This window comes from Streptomyces sudanensis, from assembly GCF_023614315.1.
Lineage (GTDB): Bacteria > Actinomycetota > Actinomycetes > Streptomycetales > Streptomycetaceae > Streptomyces > Streptomyces sudanensis.
In genome coordinates, this window is sequence record NZ_CP095474.1 from 1,636,953 (window position 1) to 1,656,084 (window position 19,132).

Consider the following 19,132-nt stretch of genomic DNA (forward strand, 5'->3'; position numbering starts at 1 on the left):
GGCTGGTGGACCGGATCCGGGCGGGGGTGGCGGCGTCGGTGCCGGAGGCGGAGGTGGTGGGCGACCCGGTGCGGCGGCTGCCCCACCTGGTGACGTTCTCGTGCCTGTACGTGGACGGGGAGGCGCTGCTGCACGAGCTGGACCGGTCCGGTTTCTCCGTTTCGTCCGGTTCGTCGTGTACGAGTTCGACGCTGACACCCAGTCACGTCCTGCGCGCCATGGGGGTGCTGTCGGAGGGCAACGTACGGGTCTCGCTGCCGGCGGGGGTGGCGGAGGCGGACGTGGAGCGGTTCCTGGAGGTGCTGCCGGGCGTGGTGGCCGGGGTGCGCGAGCGGCTCGGGGCGCCGGCGGCCGGGGCCGCGGCGGCGCCGGGCGGAGCCGGGGAGGTGGTGGTGGACGCGCTGGGCAGGCGGTGCCCGGTGCCGGTGATCGAGCTGGCGAAGGCGATCGGCGGGGTGCCGGTCGGCGGGACGGTGCGGGTGCTGGCGGACGACGCGGCGGCGCGGCTGGACATCCCGGCGTGGTGCGGGATGCGGGGCCAGGAGTACGTGGGCGAAGAGCCGGCGGACCGGGGGGCGGCCCATGTGGTCCGCCGGCTGGTGTGAGGCGCCCGGCTACCCGAGGCGGGCCCGGACCTCGGCGGCGGCCTCCTCGCCGTACGCCTCGGTGAAGCGCTCCATGAAGTGGGCGCGGCGCAGGGTGTACTCCTGGGTGCCGAGCGTCTCGATGACCAGGGTGGCGAGCATGCAGCCGACCTGGGCGGCGCGCTCCAGGCCGACGCCCCAGGACAGGCCGGACAGAAAGCCGGCGCGGAAGGCGTCGCCGACGCCGGTCGGGTCGACCTTGGCCTCCTCCCGGGGGCAGGCGACCTCGACGGCGGGCTCGCCGGCGCGTTCGATGCGCACGCCGCGGGCGCCGAGGGTGGTGACGCGGTGGCCGACGCGGCCGAGGATCTCCTCGTCGCTCCAGCCGGTCTTGGACTCGATGAGGCCCTTCTCGTACTCGTTGGAGAAGAGGTAGGCGGCGCCGTCGAGGAGGGTGCGGATCTCCTCGCCGTCCATCCGGGCGATCTGCTGGGAGAAGTCGGCGGCGAAGGGGATGCCGCGCGTCCGGCACTCCTCGGTGTGGCGGAGCATCGCCTCGGGGTCGTCGGCGCCGACGAGGACCAGGTCGAGGCCGCCGACGCGGTCGGCGACGGCCTTGAGCTCGATCAGGCGGGCCTCGCTCATGGCGCCGGTGTAGAACGAGCCGATCTGGTTGTGGTCGGCGTCGGTGGTGCAGACGAAGCGGGCCGTGTGCAGCACCTCGGAGATCCGTACGGAGTCGGTGTCCACGCCGTGCCGTTCCAGCCAGGCGCGGTACTCGTCGAAGTCGGGGCCGGCGGCGCCCACCAGGACCGGGCGGGCGCCCAGCTGGCCCATGCCGAAGCAGATGTTCGCGCCGACACCGCCCCTGCGCACGTCGAGGGTGTCGACGAGGAAGGAGAGGGAGACCGTGTGCAGCCGGTCGGCGACGAACTGGTCGGCGAACCGGCCGGGGAAGGTCATGAGGTGGTCGGTGGCTATGGAGCCGGTGACGGCGATGCGCACGGCGGGACGCTCCTGCGGGAAGACTGGGCGGACGGGACGGCTCACGCTATCGGGTGGCGGAGCGGCCCGGGGGGCGGAAAACTACCCGATAGTAGGTCTTCTTGGCCGAAGGCGGTCTGCGTACGGTGCCGGTATGGCGAACCACACCACGCCGCGCGAGCGGCCGGAACCCGAGTTGACCCTGGCGGAGCTGCGCGGGCACTGCGCGCGGATGGCGCCCCACTGGCCGGCTCCCGCGGCGGCGCCCGCGGCCGTGCCGCCGTCGCGGATCCACGGGGTGGTGGTGGAGCCCGCGTCCGTCCGGCTGATCGCCGCCGCCGCGGAATACGGCGCCTGACACCCGTACGGCCCACGGAACCGCTCGCCCGTCCGGTCCGTCACACCCGTGTCTCCCGCCCGGCGGGGATACGACTGGTGACGTGGACCGACGAAGGAGTACTGCGGTGAGCGAGACGGAGACCAGCACGGGCGCGGGCCCCGGCCGGCGGCGGCCGCCGCTCGCCGTCGCCCTGGTGACGGCGGCGGTACTGGCGGCGGGCGGCGGGACGTACCTGGCGGTGGCCCANGGGGGCGGCGCGGACACGCCGCGGGCCNGCGCCCCGGCGGACGGGCGCGGCGGGGGCCCGCCCTGTCGCCCNCCCCCGGCGGCACGTCCCCGGGCATCGCGCCGGGCGAGCCGGACCCGAGCGGCGGCGAGCGGTACCGGGTGGGGGGCGCCCTGCCGAAGGCGCCGGAGACGGCCCACGCCTACCGGGCGCAGGGGAAGACCACGGCGGCGGACGCGGCCCGGCTGGCGAAGGCGCTGGGCTTCGCCGGGGCGCCGGTGAAGGGGCCCGTCGGGTGGCGCGTCGGCCCCGAGAAGGACGGTTGGGGGCCCTCGCTCGACGTGTACGAGTCGGGGGACTGGCGGTACGAGGCGCAGGGCCCGGCCACCGACGACTGCCCCAAGGGAAAGCGGTGCCGGACGGACCCGACGGCCGGCGGCCCGGTGAGCGACGAGGCCGCGCGGCGGGCCGCCGCACCGCTGGTGAAGGCGCTCGGCCTCACGGACGCCGCCCTGTCCTCGGAGGCCCGGGGGTCGACGCGCCTGGTGACCGCCGACCCGCGGGTCGGGGGCCTGCCCACCCGGTCGTGGGAGACGCGGTTCACCGTGGACGCCGGCGGGGGCGTCGTCCTCGCGGAGGGCCGGCTGGCCGGGCTGGCGCGCGGGGGCGCGTACCCGGTGATCAGCGCCGAGCAGGCGGTGCGGGAGCTGAACGCGACCGTCCGGGCGCACTGGCCGAAGGGCGCCACCGCCGACTGCGCGACGTCCGTCCCCCTGGAGGGGGCCGGTGTGCGGACGGCCGACCGGCCGGGGGCGGACCCGAGCGGGCCGTGCGAGCCCCGGACGGACCTCCCCAAGCCTCCCCGGGAGGCGGTGACCACCATCCGCACGGCCGTGCTCGGCCTGTCGTCCGCGGTGGGGCGGACCGGTGAGGCGCTGGTGCCGACGTGGCTGTTCGAGGGCGAGCGGAACGGGCGGCCGTACCGGTTCGACTACCCGGCGGTCCCGCTGGAGCGGCTCTTCCCGGAGGCGGAGCCGTCCGACCTGCGCGTCATGCCCCACACGGAGCGGGACCGGCGGCTGGAGGTGACGTTCTCCGGCGGGGCGTGCAGCGCGTACCTGGTGAAGGTGGAGGAGACCGCCGAGCAGGTGCGGTTGCGGCGGTTCGAGATCCCGGACGGGGCGAAGCAGGTCTGCGCCGCGATCGCGCTGCCGGTGAACGCGGTAGTGGAGCTGGACGGGCCGGTCGGCGACCGGGCCGTGGTGGACGCGGTGACCGGGCGGCCGCTGCCGCGGGTCGGCACACCGCCGAAGTGACGCGGAAGGCGGCGGCCCCGGACCGCCAGGGGTCCGGGGCCGCCGCCTACCGGCGCGGGCGAGCGGGTCGCCGGCGGGTCAGCTGAAGGAGTCGCCGCAGGCGCAGGAGCCGGTGGCGTTCGGGTTGTCGATCGTGAAGCCCTGCTTCTCGATCGTGTCGACGAAGTCGATGGAGGCGCCGCCCAGGTACGGGGCGCTCATGCGGTCGGTGACGACCTTGACGCCGCCGAAGTCCTTGACGACGTCGCCGTCGAGGGAGCGCTCGTCGAAGAAGAGCTGGTAGCGCAGACCGGAGCAGCCACCGGGCTGAACGGCGACGCGGAGCGCCAGGTCGTCACGGCCCTCCTGGTCGAGCAGGGCCTTGACCTTGGCCGCGGCGGCGTCCGTCAGAACGATGCCGTCACTGACAGTGGTCTTCTCGTCCGATACGGACATCTGCTTTTCTCCCGGGTTGTTCGGAGACTGCTTGCCGACGGTTGCAACCGGCGGGGTCGCCGATTCATTCCGGGCCGCGCCCGGTCCTCGTCCTTCATGCTCGCACACCGGCGCCCGCGGGGGCTCCGGTGCGCGGGAGGCGAATTCGTCACATCGACGCTATCGAGATCGTCAAAGTGACGTGAAAGCGGTTATGATAGATAGCGTCAATTAGACGAAAAGGCTCAGTAGAAAGGGTGCGTGACGTGACCACCGCCCAGCCCCTGGATGTCCAGCCGACGCCGCTCGCCCTGCTGCTGCTCGGCCGCGAGGCCGACCCCAAGAGCGAGCGGGGCGTGGAGTGCCCCGGCGACCTCCCCTCGCCGTCCGACCCGGACCTGGTGGAGCGCGCCCGCGCGGCCAAGGCGAGGCTCGGCGAGAAGGTGTTCGTCCTCGGCCACCACTACCAGCGCGACGAGGTCATCCAGTTCGCGGACGTCACGGGCGACTCCTTCAAGCTCGCCCGGGACGCGGCGGCCCGTCCGGAGGCGGAGTACATCGTCTTCTGCGGCGTGCACTTCATGGCCGAGTCGGCGGACATCCTGACCGGCGACGGCCAGAAGGTCGTCCTGCCGGACCTCGCCGCGGGCTGCTCCATGGCCGACATGGCCACCGCCGAGCAGGTCGCCGAGTGCTGGGACGTGCTGACGGAGGCGGGCGTCGCGGACGTGACCGTACCGGTCTCGTACATGAACTCCTCCGCCGACATCAAGGCGTTCACCGGCAAGCACGGCGGTACGATCTGCACCTCCTCCAACGCCGAGCGCGCCCTGAACTGGGCCTTCGAGCAGGGTGAGAAGGTCCTCTTCCTGCCCGACCAGCACCTCGGCCGCAACACCGCGGTCCGCGACATGGGCATGTCCCTCGACGACTGCGTCGTCTACAACCCGCACCGGCCGAACGGCGGACTGACCGCCGAGCAGCTGCGCGACGCGAAGATGATCCTGTGGCGCGGCCACTGCTCGGTGCACGGCCGCTTCTCGCTGGACTCGGTCAACGAGGTCCGCGAGCGCATCCCGGGCGTCAACGTGCTGGTGCACCCCGAGTGCCGGCACGAGGTCGTCGCCGCCGCCGACCACGTGGGCTCGACCGAGTACATCATCAGGACCCTGGAGGCGGCGCCCGCCGGGTCGAAGTGGGCCATCGGCACGGAGCTGAACCTGGTGCGGCGGCTCGCGAACCGGTTCGCCCCCGAGGGCAAGGAGGTCGTCTTCCTCGACCGGACCGTCTGCTTCTGCTCCACCATGAACCGGATCGACCTGCCGCACCTGGTGTGGGCGCTGGAGTCGCTCGCGGAGGGCAACGTGGTCAACCGGATCCAGGTGGACCGCGAGACGGAGAGCTTCGCCAAGCTGGCGCTGGAGCGGATGCTGGCCCTGCCGTAACCGCGCCGCGGGCACACCCGGGTCCCGCCGGGCGGGCACCGGGGCCCGGGCGACGCGGCGGCCGGCGCCGGGTCCGCCCGCCGGACGAGTCGACCGGTGCGCGGCGCGGTGGTGTCCGGAGCGCCGGCCGTGCCCGGCGGCACCGTGCCCCGGCACCCGCCGGGGTGCCGGGGCACGGTGCCCGGAAGGGCTACTGCGGAGGGAACAGCCCGGCGCCGGAGAGGAGGGAGCGGACCTCCTCCAGGGTGGCGTCGGGCGCCGGGAGGATGAGCTCCGAGGGTTCCAGGGAGTCGTCCGGGAGGGGCTCGCCCAGCTCGCGGACGCGGTCCAGGAGGGCGTGCAGGGTCCGGCGGAAACCGGCGCCGTCACCGGTCTCCACCTCGGCGAGCAACTCGTCGTCGAGGCCGTCCAGTTCGGCCAGGTGGTCGTCGGCCAGCCTGACCTGGCCCTCCCCCATGATCCTCACGATCATGACGTGCCGTCCTTAACTCTTGTCGAACCTCGGCCGTTCCTGCCGGCCCTCACCCTGTGCCTGTGCCCGGTCCTGCACGCCGTCGCCGCTCTCGATGGCCTGCTGCTGCGCGGTCGTGCCCCCGGTCAGCTCGGCCTTCATCCGCTGGAGCTCCAGCTCCACGTCCGTCCCGCCGGACAGGCGGTCCAGCTCGGCCTGGATGTCGTCCTTCGCGAGGCCCGACCGGTCGTCGAGCGCTCCGGAGGCGAGGAGCTCGTCGATGGCGCCGGCGCGGGCCTGGAGCTGCGCGGTCCTGTCCTCGGCGCGCTGGATGGCGACGCCCACGTCGCTCATCTCCTCCGAGATGCCGGAGAAGGACTCGGCGATGCGGGTCTGCGCCTGCGCCGCCGTGTACGTGGCCTTGATGGTCTCCTTCCTGGTGCGGAAGGCGTCGACCTTGGCCTGGAGCCGCTGCGCGGCGAGCGTCAGCTTCTCCTCCTCGCCCTGGAGGGTCTGGTGCTGCGCCTCCAGGTCGGTCACCTGCTCCTGGAGCGCCGCGCGCCGGGACAGCGCCTCGCGGGCGAGGTCCTCGCGGCCGAGCGCCAGCGCCTTGCGGCCCTGGTCCTCCAGCTTGGCGGACTGGCCCTGCAACTGGTTCAGCTGGAGTTCGAGTCGCTTGCGGGACGTCGCCACGTCCGCCACGCCGCGACGCACCTTCTGGAGCAGTTCGAGCTGCTTCTGGTACGAGTAATCGAGGGTCTCGCGCGGGTCCTCGGCCCGGTCCAGGGCCTTGTTCGCCTTCGCGCGGAAGATCATCCCCATACGCTTCATCACACCGCTCATGGGCTTCGCGCGCCCCCTTCTGACCGACTCGGCTGCAGCACTCCGACAGAACCCACACTACGGGCCCCGACTCCATTACCGCACTGTTCGAGCGCCGATGCGCTCCTCCCCGAGAACGACTGTCGGCGGCCCCTCTCCCGCGCAGGGATGAGGCGGCCGCCCGAGCGCCCGTCCGCGGTCCGCCGGCGGGGCGGGCCGTTGCCGGATCGTTCCCCGCCGTGGCGAGGTCCGCGCCCGGCACCCCGTACCCTTGGGGTTTGTGTTCCGTAGCCGTTCGAAGGACGAGAAGGCCCCCACCGGCAAGGTGACGGCGGACCTCTCCAAGCAGCCCCGCGACCCGCAGGCCCCCAAGGGCCGCCCCACCCCGAAGCGGAGCGAGGCCCAGACCCAGCGCCGCCGCGCGGCGACGCCGCCGCTCGACCGCAAGGAGGCGATGCGCCGTCAGCGCGAGGCGCGCCGCGCGGACCTGGCCCGCCAGCGCGAGGCGCTGGCCACGGGCGACGAGCGCTTCCTGCCCGCCCGCGACCGGGGGCCGGTCCGCCGCTTCGTGCGGGACTTCGTCGACTCGCGGTTCTTCGTCGCCGAGATGTTCCTGCCGCTGGCGGTGGTCATCCTCGTCCTGTCGGTGATCCCGGTCGGCCGGATGCAGACGACCGCCACCCTGCTGTGGCTGGGTGTGATCGTGCTGATCGTGGTGGACTCGATCGGCCTGTCGATCCGGCTGAAGAAGCAGCTGAAGCAGCGCTTCCCCGACGAGCCCAAGCGCGGCGCCGTGGCGTACGCGCTGATGCGCTCGCTCCAGATGCGCCGGCTGAGGCTCCCGAAACCGCAGGTCAAGCGGGGGGAGCGGCCCTGAGCGCCACGGTCTTCGGACACGGGGGCGTGACGGGGCGGCCGGGCGGACTGCGCGAGGCCGTCCGCCAGGAACTCGTCGCGCGCCAGCTGGACGAGCAGATGGCCGCCCGCTACCCGGTGGGGCGGCGGCTGCGGATACTCGACGTCGGCATGGGGCGGGGCGCGCAGGCCCTGCGGCTGGCCCGGGCCGGGCACACGGTGACCGGGCTGGAGTCCGACCCCGGGATGCTGGGGGCCGTCCGGGAGGCGCTGGCGGCCGAGCCCGCCGGCATACGCGAGCGGTTCCGGGTGATCGAGGGCGACGGCCGGGAGACCGGTGTGCACTTCGGGCCGGGCAGCTTCGACGTGGTGCTGTGCCACGGCGTCCTGATGCACGTGGACGAGCCCGATCCGGTGCTGGCCGGGCTGGCCCGGATGCTGGCGCCCGGGGGCCTGCTGTCCCTGGTCGTGCGGAACGCGGACGCGCTGGCCATGCGCCCGGGGCTGACCGGGGACTGGCCGGCCGCCCTGGCCGCGTTCGACTCGGACACCCATGTCGGCGACCTCGGCACACGGACCCGCGCCGACCGCCTGGCGGCGCTGACGGCCACGCTGGCCGGGATCGCCGCACCGCTGCAGGCCTGGTACGGCGTGCGGGTCTTCACCGACACGGTGCCCGCGGACGAGGGCCTGCCCGCGGCGCCGGAGCTGGAGCGGCTGCTGGCGGCCGAGGACCGGGCGGGCCGCACCGACCCGTACCGCGCGGTGGCGGCGCTGCTGCACCTGTGCGGCGTCCGCGGCTGACCCCGGCCCCGCGGCCCGCGCGGCGGGCCCGGGAGCGCGGCCCGGCCCGCGGGATTCGGGGCGCCCGGCGGGCAGGTGCGCGCGGTGCCCGCGCGTCCTTGCCGGTGTGAGTACCGAAGAAGACCACAACACCTCCGGGGCCGCGACCCCCCGGCTGCCCGCCCGCGAGACGTGGCGGGCCCTGTACCGGCACTTCCGGCCGCACCGTACGGCCGTCGCCCTCGGCACCCTGCTGGCGCTGGTCGGCACCGTCACCGGACTGGCCCAGCCGCTCGCCGCGAAGGCACTGGTGGAGCGGCTCGGGCGGGAGGAGCCGATCGCGGGGGTCCTGCTGGGCCTGACCGCGCTGGTGGTCGCCGGGACGGCGGTCCAGGCGGCCGGGTCGTACCTGCTGGAGCGCACCGCCGAGTCGGTGGTGCTCGCCGCCCGCCGCTCCCTCGTCGGGCGGCTGCTGCGGTTGCGGCTGGCGGAGGTGGAGCGGACCCAGCCGGGCGACCTGATGGCGCGGATCACCTCGGACACGACGCTGCTGCGGGCCGTGACGACGCGGTCGGTCGTCTCGGCGGTGACCGGCGGCGTCGGGTTCCTGGCCACGCTCGTGATGATGCTGCTGATGGACGCCGCGCTGCTCGGCGTGACGCTCGGTGTGATCGTGCTGATCGGCGGGGCGTTCGCGCTGGCCATGCCGAGGATCGCGGAGGCGACGCGGCGGTCGCAGGCGGCGGTCGGGGAGATATCCAGCCGCCTGGAGCGGGTGTTCGGAGCGTTCCGCACGGTGAAGGCGTCGGGCGCCGAGGCCCGGGAGGCGGCCGCCGTGGAGGCCGCGGCGCGGGACGCCTGGCGGCACGGGGTGAAGGCCGCCAAGTGGCAGGCGCTCGCCGGGTCGTCGGTGGGACTCGCGGTGCAGGTGTCGTTCCTGGCCGTGCTGGGCGTCGGCGGGGGGCGGGTCGCCTCGGGGGCGATCACCGTGGCGGAGCTGATCGCGTTCCTGCTGTACCTCTTCTACCTGATCGAACCGGTGTCGCAGCTGGTCGAGGCGGTGACGCAGTACCAGGTGGGGTCCGCGGCGATCGCCCGGATCGAAGAGGTGGAGCGGCTGGCCGCCGAGGACCCGGAGGCGGGGTCCGGGCCCGTCGCTCCGGCCGGGACCGGGCCGGCGTCGGTCGTCTTCGAGGACGTGCGCTTCCGCTACCGGGACGACCTGCCGTACGTGCACCACGGGGTGTCGTTCGCGGTGCCCGGGCCGGGCATGACCGCGTTCGTCGGGCCGTCCGGCGCGGGCAAGACGACCGTGTTCGGGCTGGTGGAGCGGTTCTACGAGGCGACCGGCGGCCGGGTCCTGGTCGACGGCAGGGACGTGCGGGACCTGCCGGTCGCCGAGCTGCGGGCCGCCATCGGGTACGTCGAGCAGGACGCCCCGGTCCTGGCGGGGACGCTCCGCGAGAACCTCCTGTTCGCCGCGCCCGGCGCGACCGAGGAGGAGGTGCGGGAGGTCCTGGTGCGGGCGCGGCTGGACGCGCTCGTGGAGCGGCTGCCGGACGGGCTGGACACCGTGGTGGGGCACCGGGGCTCGAAGCTGTCCGGCGGGGAGCGGCAGCGCGTCGCCGTCGCCCGGGCGCTGCTGCGCAAGCCGCGGCTGCTGCTGCTCGACGAGGCGACGTCGCAGCTGGACGCGGTCAACGAGCTGGCGCTGCGGGACGTGGTCGCGGAGGTGGCGCGGGAGGTGACGGTGCTGGTGGTGGCGCACCGGCTGTCGACGGTGACGCTGGCCGACCGGATCGTGGTGATGGACGCGGGCCGGGTGCGGGCGGTGGGCACGCACGCGGAGCTGGTGGCCGGTGACCCGCTCTACGCGGAGCTGGCGGCGACGCAGTTCCTGGCGACGCGGGGGTGACCGGGGCGCGGGGCTGTACCGCGCNGGGGGCGGGCGGTGCCCCGCCCCCTGATCGGGTGCGCTGCACGGGCGGGGAAAGCGGGGTGAAAGGGATACTCCGGGCATGAGTCTCCCACTGCCGCGTGTGCGTGCGCTGCTGATGCCCCTCGTCGCCGGAGTGAGCGCGACCGCCCTGCTGGGCGGCTGCACCACCGCCCCGCCGCCCGCCGGGCCGTCGGCGGCCGGGCCGCGCGTGGCGGGTACGGCACGGGCGCAGGCACCGGCGCCCGCGCCGCGCCAGACCGGCGACCTGCAGAGCGAGTACCAGGCCGTCATCAAGGACGTCCTGCCGTCGGTCGTCACCATCCAGGCGGGCGAGAGCCTGGGATCGGGGGTCGTCTACGACGCCCGGGGCCACATCGTGACCAACGCCCACGTCGTCGGCTCCGCCCGCAGCTTTCGCGTCACGGTCGCCACACGGGAGCAGCCCCTCCCGGCGCGGCTCGTCTCCAGCTACCCGGAGCAGGACCTGGCCGTCATCAAACTGGACGGCCCCCCGCCCGAGGGGGTGCGCCCGGCGCGGTTCGGCGACTCGGCGAAGGTGGAAGTCGGGCAGATCGTCCTCGCCATGGGGGCGCCGCTGGGGCTGTCCGGAAGCGTCACGCAGGGCATCGTCTCCGCGATCGGCCGCACCGTCAGCGAGGGCCGGACCGACGGGGGGGCGGGCGCGACGATCGGCAACATGGTGCAGACGTCCGCGCCGATCAACCCCGGCAACAGCGGGGGCGCCCTGGTCAACCTGGACAGCGAGGTCATCGGCGTCCCGACGCTCGCGGCGGCCGACCCCGAGGCGGGCGGGGGCTCGGCGCCCGGGATCGGCTTCGCCATCCCCGTGTCGATGGTGCGGACGGTCGCGGACCAGATCGTGAGGTTCGGGCGGGTGCGGGACTCCGGCCGGGCGGCGCTGGGGATCTCCGGGCGCACGGTCCTCGACGACGAGTACCGCCCGGCGGGGGTCGCGGTGGAGCGCGTCCTGGAGGGCGGCGCGGCGCAGGAGGCGGGGCTGCGGGTGGGCGACATCATCACCCGCCTGGAGGACACGAAGATCACGACGATCACGTCGCTGCTGGAGGCGCTGGCCTCGCTGAAGCCGGAGCAGAAGGTGGCCGTGGGGTACGTGCGCGAGGGGCGGGCCCGGACGGCGCGGGTGACCCTGGGCGAGATGTGACCCCCTGGGCCGCGGAGCCGCCCCGGACGCCCTTCGCGGCCCGCCGCGGCCCGTCGCGCCCCGCTCCGGTCCGGCGGCCCNNCCCCGGGCCGGGGGCCGGGACCGGAGCGGGCACGGCCGCGGGCGGATGCGCGTGTCCGGCCGCCGGCCCGTCGCGCCCGCCGTCCGCCCCGCCCGCCGGGAGGGGTCCGCGGACCGGCGGACCGGCCGGCGCCGGCGGGGCGGCCCGGCGCGGTCAGGATTCGGCGTTCAGGGGCATGGGGCCGTAGACCTCGGTGCCGTCCTCCAGGAGCGTCGCCTGGTCCGCGCCGCCCTCCAGCAGGTCGCGCCACGTCTCGCCGATCCAGGACTCCGCGTCCCCCTGCGTGGGGAACTCCTCCGGCCTCACCGCCGGCTCCACCTCCGTGCCGTCGGCCTTCTCGAACCGCCACGTCCACGCCATGTGCGCCTCCCGGTCCCGCGCCTGTGCTGGTTGCTGCCCGCAGCGTAGCCGGGCGCGCAGCCGCGCGGGGCTCGCGGGAGGATCGGGTACGTGGAACTGACTCTGCTCGGCACCGGGGCCCCGGCGGGCCTCCCCCGGCCCGGTTGCCCCTGCGCCGCGTGCGCCACCGCCCGCGGCCCCCACGCGCGCTCCGCGACCTCGCTGCTCGTGGACGACGCCCTGCTGCTCGACCTCACCCCGGGCGCCGCCCTGGCCGCCGCCCGCGCCGGCCGCACCCTCACGGGCGTGCGGCAGGTGCTGCTGACGCACCCGCACGACGGCCCGCCCGTGGAGCTGCCCGCGGGGCTGCCCCGCGCGGGCCGCGTCCCGGACGGGCGGGAGCTGACGCTGATCAGCGGGCACCGCGTCCGGGCGGTGGCGATGGACGCGCCCGGCACCGGGTACGAGGTGACGTCCCCGGAGGGGCTGCGGCTGCTCTACCTCCCGCCGGGCGGCGCCCCCGCCGGACCGGCCGCGCCGCCCCGCCCGTACGACCTGGTCGCCCTGGACGCGACCGGGCGGCCGGACGCGCTGGCCCGGCTGCGGGCGGCCGGCGCGGTGGGCCGGGAGACCGACGTGCTGGCGGTGCACCTGGACCACGACGTGCCGCCCGGCCCGGAGCTGGACCGGCGGCTCGCCGCGGCCGGCGCCAGGGCGGTGCCGGACGGGACCGCCCTCACGGTCGGCGCGTACCGGGAGGCGCCGTCGCCGCCCCGCCGCACCCTGGTCACCGGGGGCGCCCGGTCGGGGAAGTCGCTGGCGGCGGAGCGGCGCCTGGAGGCGTACCCGGACGTCGTGTACGTGGCGACGGGCGGCACCCGGGACGGCGACGCGGAGTGGGCGGCCCGGGTGGGGGCGCACCGGGAGCGGCGGCCCGGGTCCTGGCGCACCGAGGAGACCTGCGAGGTGGCCGGGCTGCTGGCGGCGGACGGGCCCCCGCTGCTGGTGGACTGCCTGTCGCTGTGGCTGGCCGACGCGATGGACCGGGTCGGCGCGTGGGACGACGACACGTGGGCCCGCACCGGCGAGAAGGCGCTGCGGGAGCGGGTCGCCGAGCTGGTCGCCGCCGTCCGCGCCACACCCCGCACGGTCGTCGCCGTCACCAACGAGGCGGGCTCCGGCGTCGTGCCCGCGACGGCCGCCGGGCGGCGCTTCCGGGACGAGCTGGGACGGCTCAACGCGGCCTTCGCCGACGAGTGCGAGCAGGTGCTGCTGGCGGTGGCGGGGCAGGTCCTCGTCCTGCGCGGCTGACCGTCCCGCCCGGCCGGTACTGTTCCGCGAATGAGCAGGCTGAATCTCGACGACTTCTCCGAACTGATCGTGCGTCCGGACGGCGGCGTCCGCCGGGCCGCCGAGGAACGCCGGGAGCGGCTGGCCGTCCCGCCCGGCGCGCTCGGCCGCCTGGACGAGCTCGGCGAGTGGTTGTCCGCCGCGCAGGGCGCCGTGCCCGTGCGGCCGGTGGAGCGGGCGAAGGCCGTGCTGTTCGCCGGCGACCACGGTGTGGCCGCGCTCGGCGTGTCGGGCCGTGCCGCCGGGACGGCGCACGCGCTGGTGCGGGCGGTGCTGGACGGGGCGAGCCCGGCGGCCGTGCTGGCGCGGCGCGCGGGGGTGCCCGTACGGGTCGTGGACGCGGGCCTGGACTGCGACCCGGAGCTGCTGCCGGAGGAGGTCGTGCGGCACCGGGTGCGGCGCGGCAGCGGCCGCATCGACGTCGAGGACGCCCTCACGGCGGAGGAGGCCGAGCGGGCCGTGCGGCTCGGCATGGCGATCGCCGACGAGGAGGCCGACTCGGGCACCGACCTGGTGGTGCTGGGCGACCTGAGCGTCGGCGGGACGACGGTGGCGGCCACGCTGATCGCCGCGCTGTGCGGGACGGACGCGTCCGTGGTGACCGGGCGCGGCGGCGCGGGCATCGACGACCTGGCGTGGATGCGCAAGTGCGCGGCGGTCCGCGACGCGCTGCGCCGGGCGAGGCCGGTGCTGGGCGACCAGCTGGAGCTGCTGGCGGCGGTGGGCGGCGCGGACGTCGCGGCGGCGACCGGGTTCCTGCTCCAGGCCGCGGTGCGGCGGATGCCGGTGATCCTGGACGGCGTGGTGTCGGCGGCGTGCGCGCTGGTCGCGCAGCGGGCCGCGTTCCGGGCGCCCGACTGGTGGCTGGCGGGGCAGGTGAGCGGGGAGCCGGCGCAGGCGAAGGCGCTGGACCGGATGGCGCTCGCCCCGCTGCTCGACCACGGCGTCACGGTGGGCGAGGGGACCGGGGCGCTGCTCGCCCTGCCCCTCGTCCAGGCCGCCGCGGCGCTCGCTGCGGAGCTGCCGGAGCGGCCCGGCCCGGCGGACCCGCACGGGGACGGCGGCGCGGCCTGACGCCCGGTACGGGCTTTCGCCCGGCGGGCGGACCGTGCCCGGCGGGCGGGCCGCCCTTCGCCCGCGGAGGCGGTACGCGACCGGGGCCGGCCGGCACCGTGCCTGCGGGACGGGCCGGAGGACGGCGGGACGGGCCGGAGGACGGCGGACCCGGCCCGCGCGGAAGGGCGCTCCACCGAGGCGGAGGGGCGCTTCCGGGTACGGGCCGGGCGGTGAGCGGGCGCCGGGACCCGGGCGGCGGCCCGCGCCGGCTCCCGCCGCCCGGGCGCCGTCCGCCGGACCGGGCGCGCGCGGCGGCGGCTAGTGTGCGCGCGGTGACGACCTCCCGCGTGCTCCCGCACCTCCACGGCCTGCGCTTCGCCTTCGGCACTCTCACCGTCCTGCCCGCCCGGATCACTCGCTGGGACCGGGACGCGGCCCGCTCCGGGATGCTGTGCGCGCCCGTCGCCGGACTGGTCGTGGGCCTCTGCGCGGCGACGGCCGGCTCCCTGCTGTCACTGCTCGGCTCCGGGCCGCTGCTCGCCGCCGTCGCCTCGGTCGCCGTGCCCGCGGTACTCACCCGGGGCCTGCACCTCGACGGGCTGGCCGACACCGCCGACGGGCTCGGCAGCGGCAGGCCCGCCGGGGAGGCGCTGCGGATCATGAAGCGGTCGGACATCGGGCCGTTCGGCGTCGTCACGCTGCTCCTCGTGCTGCTCGCCCAGGTCGCGGCCCTCCACCGGCTGTACGGCGAGGGCTGGGCGCACGGCGCCGCCGCCGCGGTCCTCGCCGGCACCGTCGCGCGGCTGGCGCTCACCCTGGCGTCCCGCACCGGTGTTCCGGCGGCCCGCCCCGAGGGGCTGGGCGCGGTGGTCGCGGGCACCGTGCCGCCGCGCGCCGCGCTGGTGGCGGGCGTCCTGGTGGTGGGCGCGTGCGCGGGCGCCGGGGCGCTCGCCGGGGCGCCCGCGGAAGGGTACGGCGCACTGCGTCACGCGCTGGCCGCGCTGGCCGCGCCGGTGGTGGCGGAGGCGCTGCTGCGCCGGTGCGTGCGCCGGTTCGGCGGGGTGACGGGCGACGTGTTCGGTGCGGTCGCGGAGACGGCGGCCACCGCCGCGCTGGTCGTGGCGGCCCTGGGCTGACGCCCGCCGCGCCCGCCGACCGGCCCGTCCGGCCGGGGAGGAGGCGGACCCGGTCCCCCGGGAGCGGTCCGCGTCCGGGGCTGCCCGCGAACAGGTGGACGACCGCACCGTGGGCGAAGCCACCAGGCGCGCGTAGGCTCGTGCCCGCCGTGCCGACGGGTCGACTTACCATGCGGCGGGCGCGGTCGGCCCACCCCTCGACCGCCAAGGAACTCAACGGAAGCGAGATTTCACCACCGTGACTGCTCTCACTCTCAGCACCACCGGTGCCGCGTCGCTGCGCGCCGACGTCCTCGTGGTCGGCGTCGCCAAGGCAGCCGACGGCGGCAAGGGGCTCGTCGTCGCTCCGGGCGCCGAGGCCGTGGACTCGGCGTTCGACGGGAAGCTCGCCGCCGTCCTGGAGACCCTCGGCGCGTCGGGCGCCGAGGACGAGGTGACCAAGGTGCCGTCCTCCGGCGGTCTGAAGGCGCCGGTCGTCCTCGCCGTCGGCCTCGGCCGGGCGCCCGGGAAGGACGAGGCGTACGGCGCCGAGGCGCTGCGCCGCGCCGCCGGTGCGGCCGCCCGCGCCCTGGCCGGGGTCAAGAAGGCCGGCTTCGCCCTGCCCGTCGAGGCGGCGGAGGACCTGGCGGCCGTCGCGGAGGGCGCGCTGCTCGGCGCGTACGCCTTCACGGTCTACCAGGAGCGCGGCGAGGACGCCAAGGCCCCCCTGGCCGAGGTCGTCCTGCTCGGCGCGAAGCCGCGCGACAAGGCGTCCAAGGCGGCCGCGGAGCGCGCGCTCGCGGTGGCCGAGGAGGTCAACCGGGCCCGCGACCTGATCAACACGCCGCCGAACGACCTGACCCCGGAGGCGTTCGCCGCCGTCGCCGCCGCGGCGGGCAAGGAGAACGGCGTCAAGGTCGAGATCCTCGACGAGAAGGCGCTCGCCAAGGGCGGCTACGGCGGCATCCTCGGCGTCGGCGCCGGCTCCGCGAACCCGCCCCGCCTGGTGAAGCTCGCCTACACCCACCGCAAGGCGGTCAAGACCCTCGCCCTGGTCGGCAAGGGCATCACCTACGACTCGGGCGGCATCTCCCTCAAGCCGGCCGGCCACAACGAGACCATGAAGTGCGACATGAGCGGCGCCGCCGCCGTGTTCGCCGCGGTCGTGGCCGCGGCCAGGCTCGGCCTGCCGGTCAACGTCACCGGCTGGCTGGCGCTCGCCGAGAACATGCCGTCCGGCTCGGCCACCCGCCCGGGCGACGTGCTGCGCATGTACAGCGGCAAGACCGTCGAGGTGCTGAACACCGACGCCGAGGGCCGCCTGGTGCTGGCCGACGCGATCACCCGCGCCTCGGAGGAGAACCCGGACGCGATCGTGGACGTGGCGACCCTGACCGGTGCGATGGTCCTCGCCCTGGGCAACCGCACGTTCGGCGTGATGGCGAATGACGACGCATTCCGCACCGCGATCCACGAGACCGCCGAGGAGGTCGGCGAGCAGTCCTGGCCGATGCCGCTCCCGGCGGAGCTGCGCAAGGGCATGGACTCCCCCACCGCCGACATCGCCAACATGGGCGAGCGCATGGGCGGCGGCCTGGTGGCCGGCCTGTTCCTGAAGGAGTTCGTCGGCGAGGGCATCACCTGGGCGCACCTGGACATCGCCGGCCCGGCGTTCAACGAGTCCGGCCCGTACGGCTACACCCCGAAGGGCGGCACCGGCTCGGCCGTGCGCACCCTGGTGCGGCTGGCGGAGCGCGTCGCCGAGGGCGACCTGGGCTGAGGCGGAGCCGGCCCCGGGGAGGGCCGCCGGTCCGGGGAGGGCCGACGGTGAAGGGACACCCGGCTCCGCCGCCCGAGGGCGGCACCGCGCGAACGGCCCCGGACGTCACCCGTCCGGGGCCGTTCCCGTTCCCCGGGGGCCCTGCGGGAACCGGCCCCGCGTCCCGCGTTCCCGCGACAGGTGCAAAGATGGGTTCCCGGCAGGACAGGGCCCCCACCACAGGGCCGAAGAGACAGCGGCCGAAAACCAGCCGCCGCCGGTCGTCGAGGACCGGCGAGCGGCGCACATGCATGGAGGACGTGACGTGGCGAACGACGCCAGCACCGTTTTCGACCTAGTGATCCTCGGCGGTGGCAGTGGCGGTTACGCCGCGGCCCTGCGAGGTGCGCAGCTGGGCCTGGACGTCGCACTGATCGAGAAGAACAAGCTCGGCGGCACGTGCCTGCACAACGGCTGCATCCCCACCAAGGCCCTGCTCCACGCCGGCGAGGTCGCCGACCAGGCCCGCGAGGCGGACCAGTTCGGTGTCCGGGCCTCCTTCGAGGGCATCGACATCAAGGGCGTCCACAAGTACAAGGACGACGTGATCGCGGGCCTGTACAAGGGCCTGCAGGGCCTGGTCGCCTCCCGCAAGGTGACGTACATCGAGGGTGAGGGCCGCCTCTCCTCCCCGACCTCCGTCGACGTGAACGGCCAGCGGGTCGAGGGCCGCCACGTCCTGCTCGCCACGGGCTCCGTGCCGAAGTCGCTGCCCGGCCTGGAGATCGACGGCAACCGCATCCTGTCCTCGGACCACGCGCTGACCCTGGACCGGGTCCCGGAGTCCGCGATCATCCTCGGCGGCGGCGTCATCGGCGTCGAGTTCGCCTCCGCGTGGAAGTCCTTCGGCACGGACGTCACGATCATCGAGGGCCTGAAGCACCTGGTCCCGGTCGAGGACGAGAACAGCTCGAAGCTCCTGGAGCGCGCGTTCCGCAAGCGCGGCATCAAGTTCAACCTCGGCACGTTCTTCCAGAGCGCCGAGTACACCGAGAACGGCGTGAAGGTCACCCTCGCGGACGGCAAGACCTTCGAGGCCGAGGTGCTGCTGGTCGCGATCGGCCGCGGGCCGGTCTCGCAGGGCCTGGGCTACGAGGAGCAGGGCGTCGCCATGGACCGCGGCTACGTCCTGGTCGACGAGTACATGCGCACCAACGTGCCGACGATCTCGGCCGTGGGCGACCTCGTCCCCACCCTCCAGCTCGCGCACGTCGGCTTCGCCGAGGGCATCCTGGTCGCCGAGCGGCTGGCCGGCCTGAAGCCGGTCCCGATCGACTACGACGGCGTTCCCCGGGTGACGTACTGCCACCCCGAGGTCGCCTCCGTGGGCATCACCGAGGCCAAGGCCAAGGAGGTCTACGGCGCGGACAAGGTCGTCGCGCTGAAGTACAACCTCGCGGGCAACGGCAAAAGCAAGATCCTCAAGACCGCGGGCGAGATCAAGCTCGTCCAGGTCAAGGGCGGCGCGGTGGTCGGCGTCCACATGGTCGGCGACCGCATGGGCGAGCAGGTCGGCGAGGCCCAGCTGATCTACAACTGGGAGGCCCTGCCGGCCGAGGTGGCCCAGCTCATCCACGCCCACCCGACGCAGAACGAGGCGCTCGGCGAGGCCCACCTGGCCCTGGCGGGCAAGCCCCTCCACTCCCACGACTGACGCACCAGCAACCGGCCACGACCCTTACCGCACAAGTTCGTTAGGAGCAAGTGAAACCATGCCGGTTTCCGTAACCCTGCCGGCGCTCGGCGAGAGCGTCACCGAGGGCACCGTCACCCGCTGGCTGAAGGCCGAGGGCGAACGCGTCGAGGCCGACGAGCCGCTGCTCGAGGTCTCCACCGACAAGGTCGACACCGAGATCCCCGCCCCCGCCTCCGGCGTCCTGACCTCGATCAAGGTCGCCGAGGACGAGACCGTGGAGGTCGGCGCCGAGCTGGCCGTCATCGACGACGGGACGGGCGCCCCGGCCGAGGCCCCGGCCCAGGAGGCGCCGGCCCAGGAGNCCCCCGCCCTGCCGACGANTCCTANNGGNNT

General features: G+C 75.4%; 18 protein-coding genes. 13 read left to right on the forward strand and 5 right to left on the reverse strand.

Annotated features, from left to right (window positions below):
• Positions 1-605 (forward strand): cysteine desulfurase/sulfurtransferase TusA family protein (locus MW084_RS07555; protein WP_275563527.1); only part of this gene is annotated, 605 nt, incomplete at its 5' end.
• Between the two features lie 9 nt (positions 606-614).
• On the opposite strand, the gene MW084_RS07560 is transcribed toward MW084_RS07555, so the two are convergent.
• Complete coding sequence (locus MW084_RS07560; protein WP_010471127.1) at positions 615-1,589, reverse strand: carbohydrate kinase family protein; 975 nt, start codon at positions 1,587-1,589, stop codon at positions 615-617.
• Positions 1,590-1,722: 133 nt separating this feature from the next.
• On the opposite strand from MW084_RS07560, the gene MW084_RS07565 reads away from it, so the two are divergent.
• On the forward strand, positions 1,723-1,926 hold the full coding sequence (locus MW084_RS07565) for a hypothetical protein (RefSeq protein ID WP_010471129.1): 204 nt from the start codon (positions 1,723-1,725) through the stop codon (positions 1,924-1,926).
• A gap of 1,602 nt (positions 1,927-3,528) precedes the next feature.
• Here MW084_RS07565 and erpA read toward each other — a convergent pair.
• Positions 3,529-3,885: an iron-sulfur cluster insertion protein ErpA gene (erpA, locus tag MW084_RS07570; RefSeq protein WP_010471131.1), complete on the reverse strand. Its 357-nt coding sequence runs from the start codon at positions 3,883-3,885 to the stop codon at positions 3,529-3,531.
• 245 nt (positions 3,886-4,130) lie between these two features.
• Between erpA and nadA the strand changes: the two genes are divergently transcribed.
• On the forward strand, positions 4,131-5,309 hold the full coding sequence (gene nadA, locus MW084_RS07575) for a quinolinate synthase NadA (RefSeq protein ID WP_010471132.1): 1,179 nt from the start codon (positions 4,131-4,133) through the stop codon (positions 5,307-5,309).
• A gap of 190 nt (positions 5,310-5,499) precedes the next feature.
• On the opposite strand, the gene pspAA is transcribed toward nadA, so the two are convergent.
• Together pspAA and MW084_RS07585 are read right to left on the reverse strand one after the other, a co-directional pair.
• Positions 5,500-5,781, reverse strand: coding sequence for a PspA-associated protein PspAA (gene pspAA, locus MW084_RS07580; protein WP_010471133.1), 282 nt, complete (start codon positions 5,779-5,781; stop codon positions 5,500-5,502).
• 12 nt (positions 5,782-5,793) lie between these two features.
• On the reverse strand, positions 5,794-6,603 hold the full coding sequence (locus MW084_RS07585; protein ID WP_078571678.1) for a PspA/IM30 family protein: 810 nt from the start codon (positions 6,601-6,603) through the stop codon (positions 5,794-5,796).
• Positions 6,604-6,862: 259 nt separating this feature from the next.
• On the opposite strand from MW084_RS07585, the gene MW084_RS07590 reads away from it, so the two are divergent.
• The 4 genes from MW084_RS07590 to MW084_RS07605 all read left to right on the forward strand — a co-directional run bounded on the left by MW084_RS07590 (position 6,863) and on the right by MW084_RS07605 (position 11,342).
• Positions 6,863-7,459, forward strand: coding sequence for a DUF3043 domain-containing protein (locus MW084_RS07590; protein WP_029553540.1), 597 nt, complete (start codon positions 6,863-6,865; stop codon positions 7,457-7,459).
• 98 nt (positions 7,460-7,557) lie between these two features.
• Positions 7,558-8,241 (forward strand): class I SAM-dependent methyltransferase, encoded by a 684-nt coding sequence (locus tag MW084_RS07595; RefSeq protein WP_050986778.1) that lies wholly within the window; start codon positions 7,558-7,560, stop codon positions 8,239-8,241.
• Positions 8,242-8,347: 106 nt separating this feature from the next.
• A complete protein-coding gene (locus MW084_RS07600; protein WP_010471138.1) occupies positions 8,348-10,135 on the forward strand; it encodes an ABC transporter ATP-binding protein in 1,788 nt (595 codons plus the stop codon).
• Between the two features lie 103 nt (positions 10,136-10,238).
• A complete protein-coding gene (locus tag MW084_RS07605; RefSeq protein WP_029553541.1) occupies positions 10,239-11,342 on the forward strand; it encodes a S1C family serine protease in 1,104 nt (367 codons plus the stop codon).
• Positions 11,343-11,577: 235 nt separating this feature from the next.
• Here the strand turns inward: MW084_RS07605 and MW084_RS07610 are convergent, their stop codons facing one another.
• Positions 11,578-11,784 (reverse strand): hypothetical protein, encoded by a 207-nt coding sequence (locus MW084_RS07610; protein ID WP_010469256.1) that lies wholly within the window; start codon positions 11,782-11,784, stop codon positions 11,578-11,580.
• 90 nt (positions 11,785-11,874) lie between these two features.
• Between MW084_RS07610 and MW084_RS07615 the strand changes: the two genes are divergently transcribed.
• The 6 genes from MW084_RS07615 to MW084_RS07640 form a co-directional block, all read left to right on the forward strand.
• Entirely contained in the window at positions 11,875-13,074 is a 1,200-nt protein-coding gene (locus tag MW084_RS07615) for a bifunctional adenosylcobinamide kinase/adenosylcobinamide-phosphate guanylyltransferase (RefSeq protein ID WP_010469255.1), read from the forward strand.
• Positions 13,075-13,104: 30 nt separating this feature from the next.
• Positions 13,105-14,187, forward strand: coding sequence for a nicotinate-nucleotide--dimethylbenzimidazole phosphoribosyltransferase (gene cobT / locus MW084_RS07620; RefSeq protein ID WP_010469254.1), 1,083 nt, complete (start codon positions 13,105-13,107; stop codon positions 14,185-14,187).
• 305 nt (positions 14,188-14,492) lie between these two features.
• Positions 14,493-15,305: an adenosylcobinamide-GDP ribazoletransferase gene (locus tag MW084_RS07625; protein ID WP_010469253.1), complete on the forward strand. Its 813-nt coding sequence runs from the start codon at positions 14,493-14,495 to the stop codon at positions 15,303-15,305.
• Between the two features lie 238 nt (positions 15,306-15,543).
• Positions 15,544-17,064 (forward strand): leucyl aminopeptidase, encoded by a 1,521-nt coding sequence (locus MW084_RS07630; protein WP_010469251.1) that lies wholly within the window; start codon positions 15,544-15,546, stop codon positions 17,062-17,064.
• Between the two features lie 304 nt (positions 17,065-17,368).
• Positions 17,369-18,757, forward strand: a complete 1,389-nt coding sequence (gene lpdA, locus MW084_RS07635) for a dihydrolipoyl dehydrogenase (RefSeq protein WP_010469249.1) — start codon at positions 17,369-17,371, stop codon at positions 18,755-18,757.
• A gap of 58 nt (positions 18,758-18,815) precedes the next feature.
• Positions 18,816-19,100 (forward strand): biotin/lipoyl-containing protein (locus tag MW084_RS07640; RefSeq protein WP_338057685.1); only part of this gene is annotated, 285 nt, incomplete at its 3' end.
• Between the last annotated feature and the right edge of the window lie 32 nt (positions 19,101-19,132).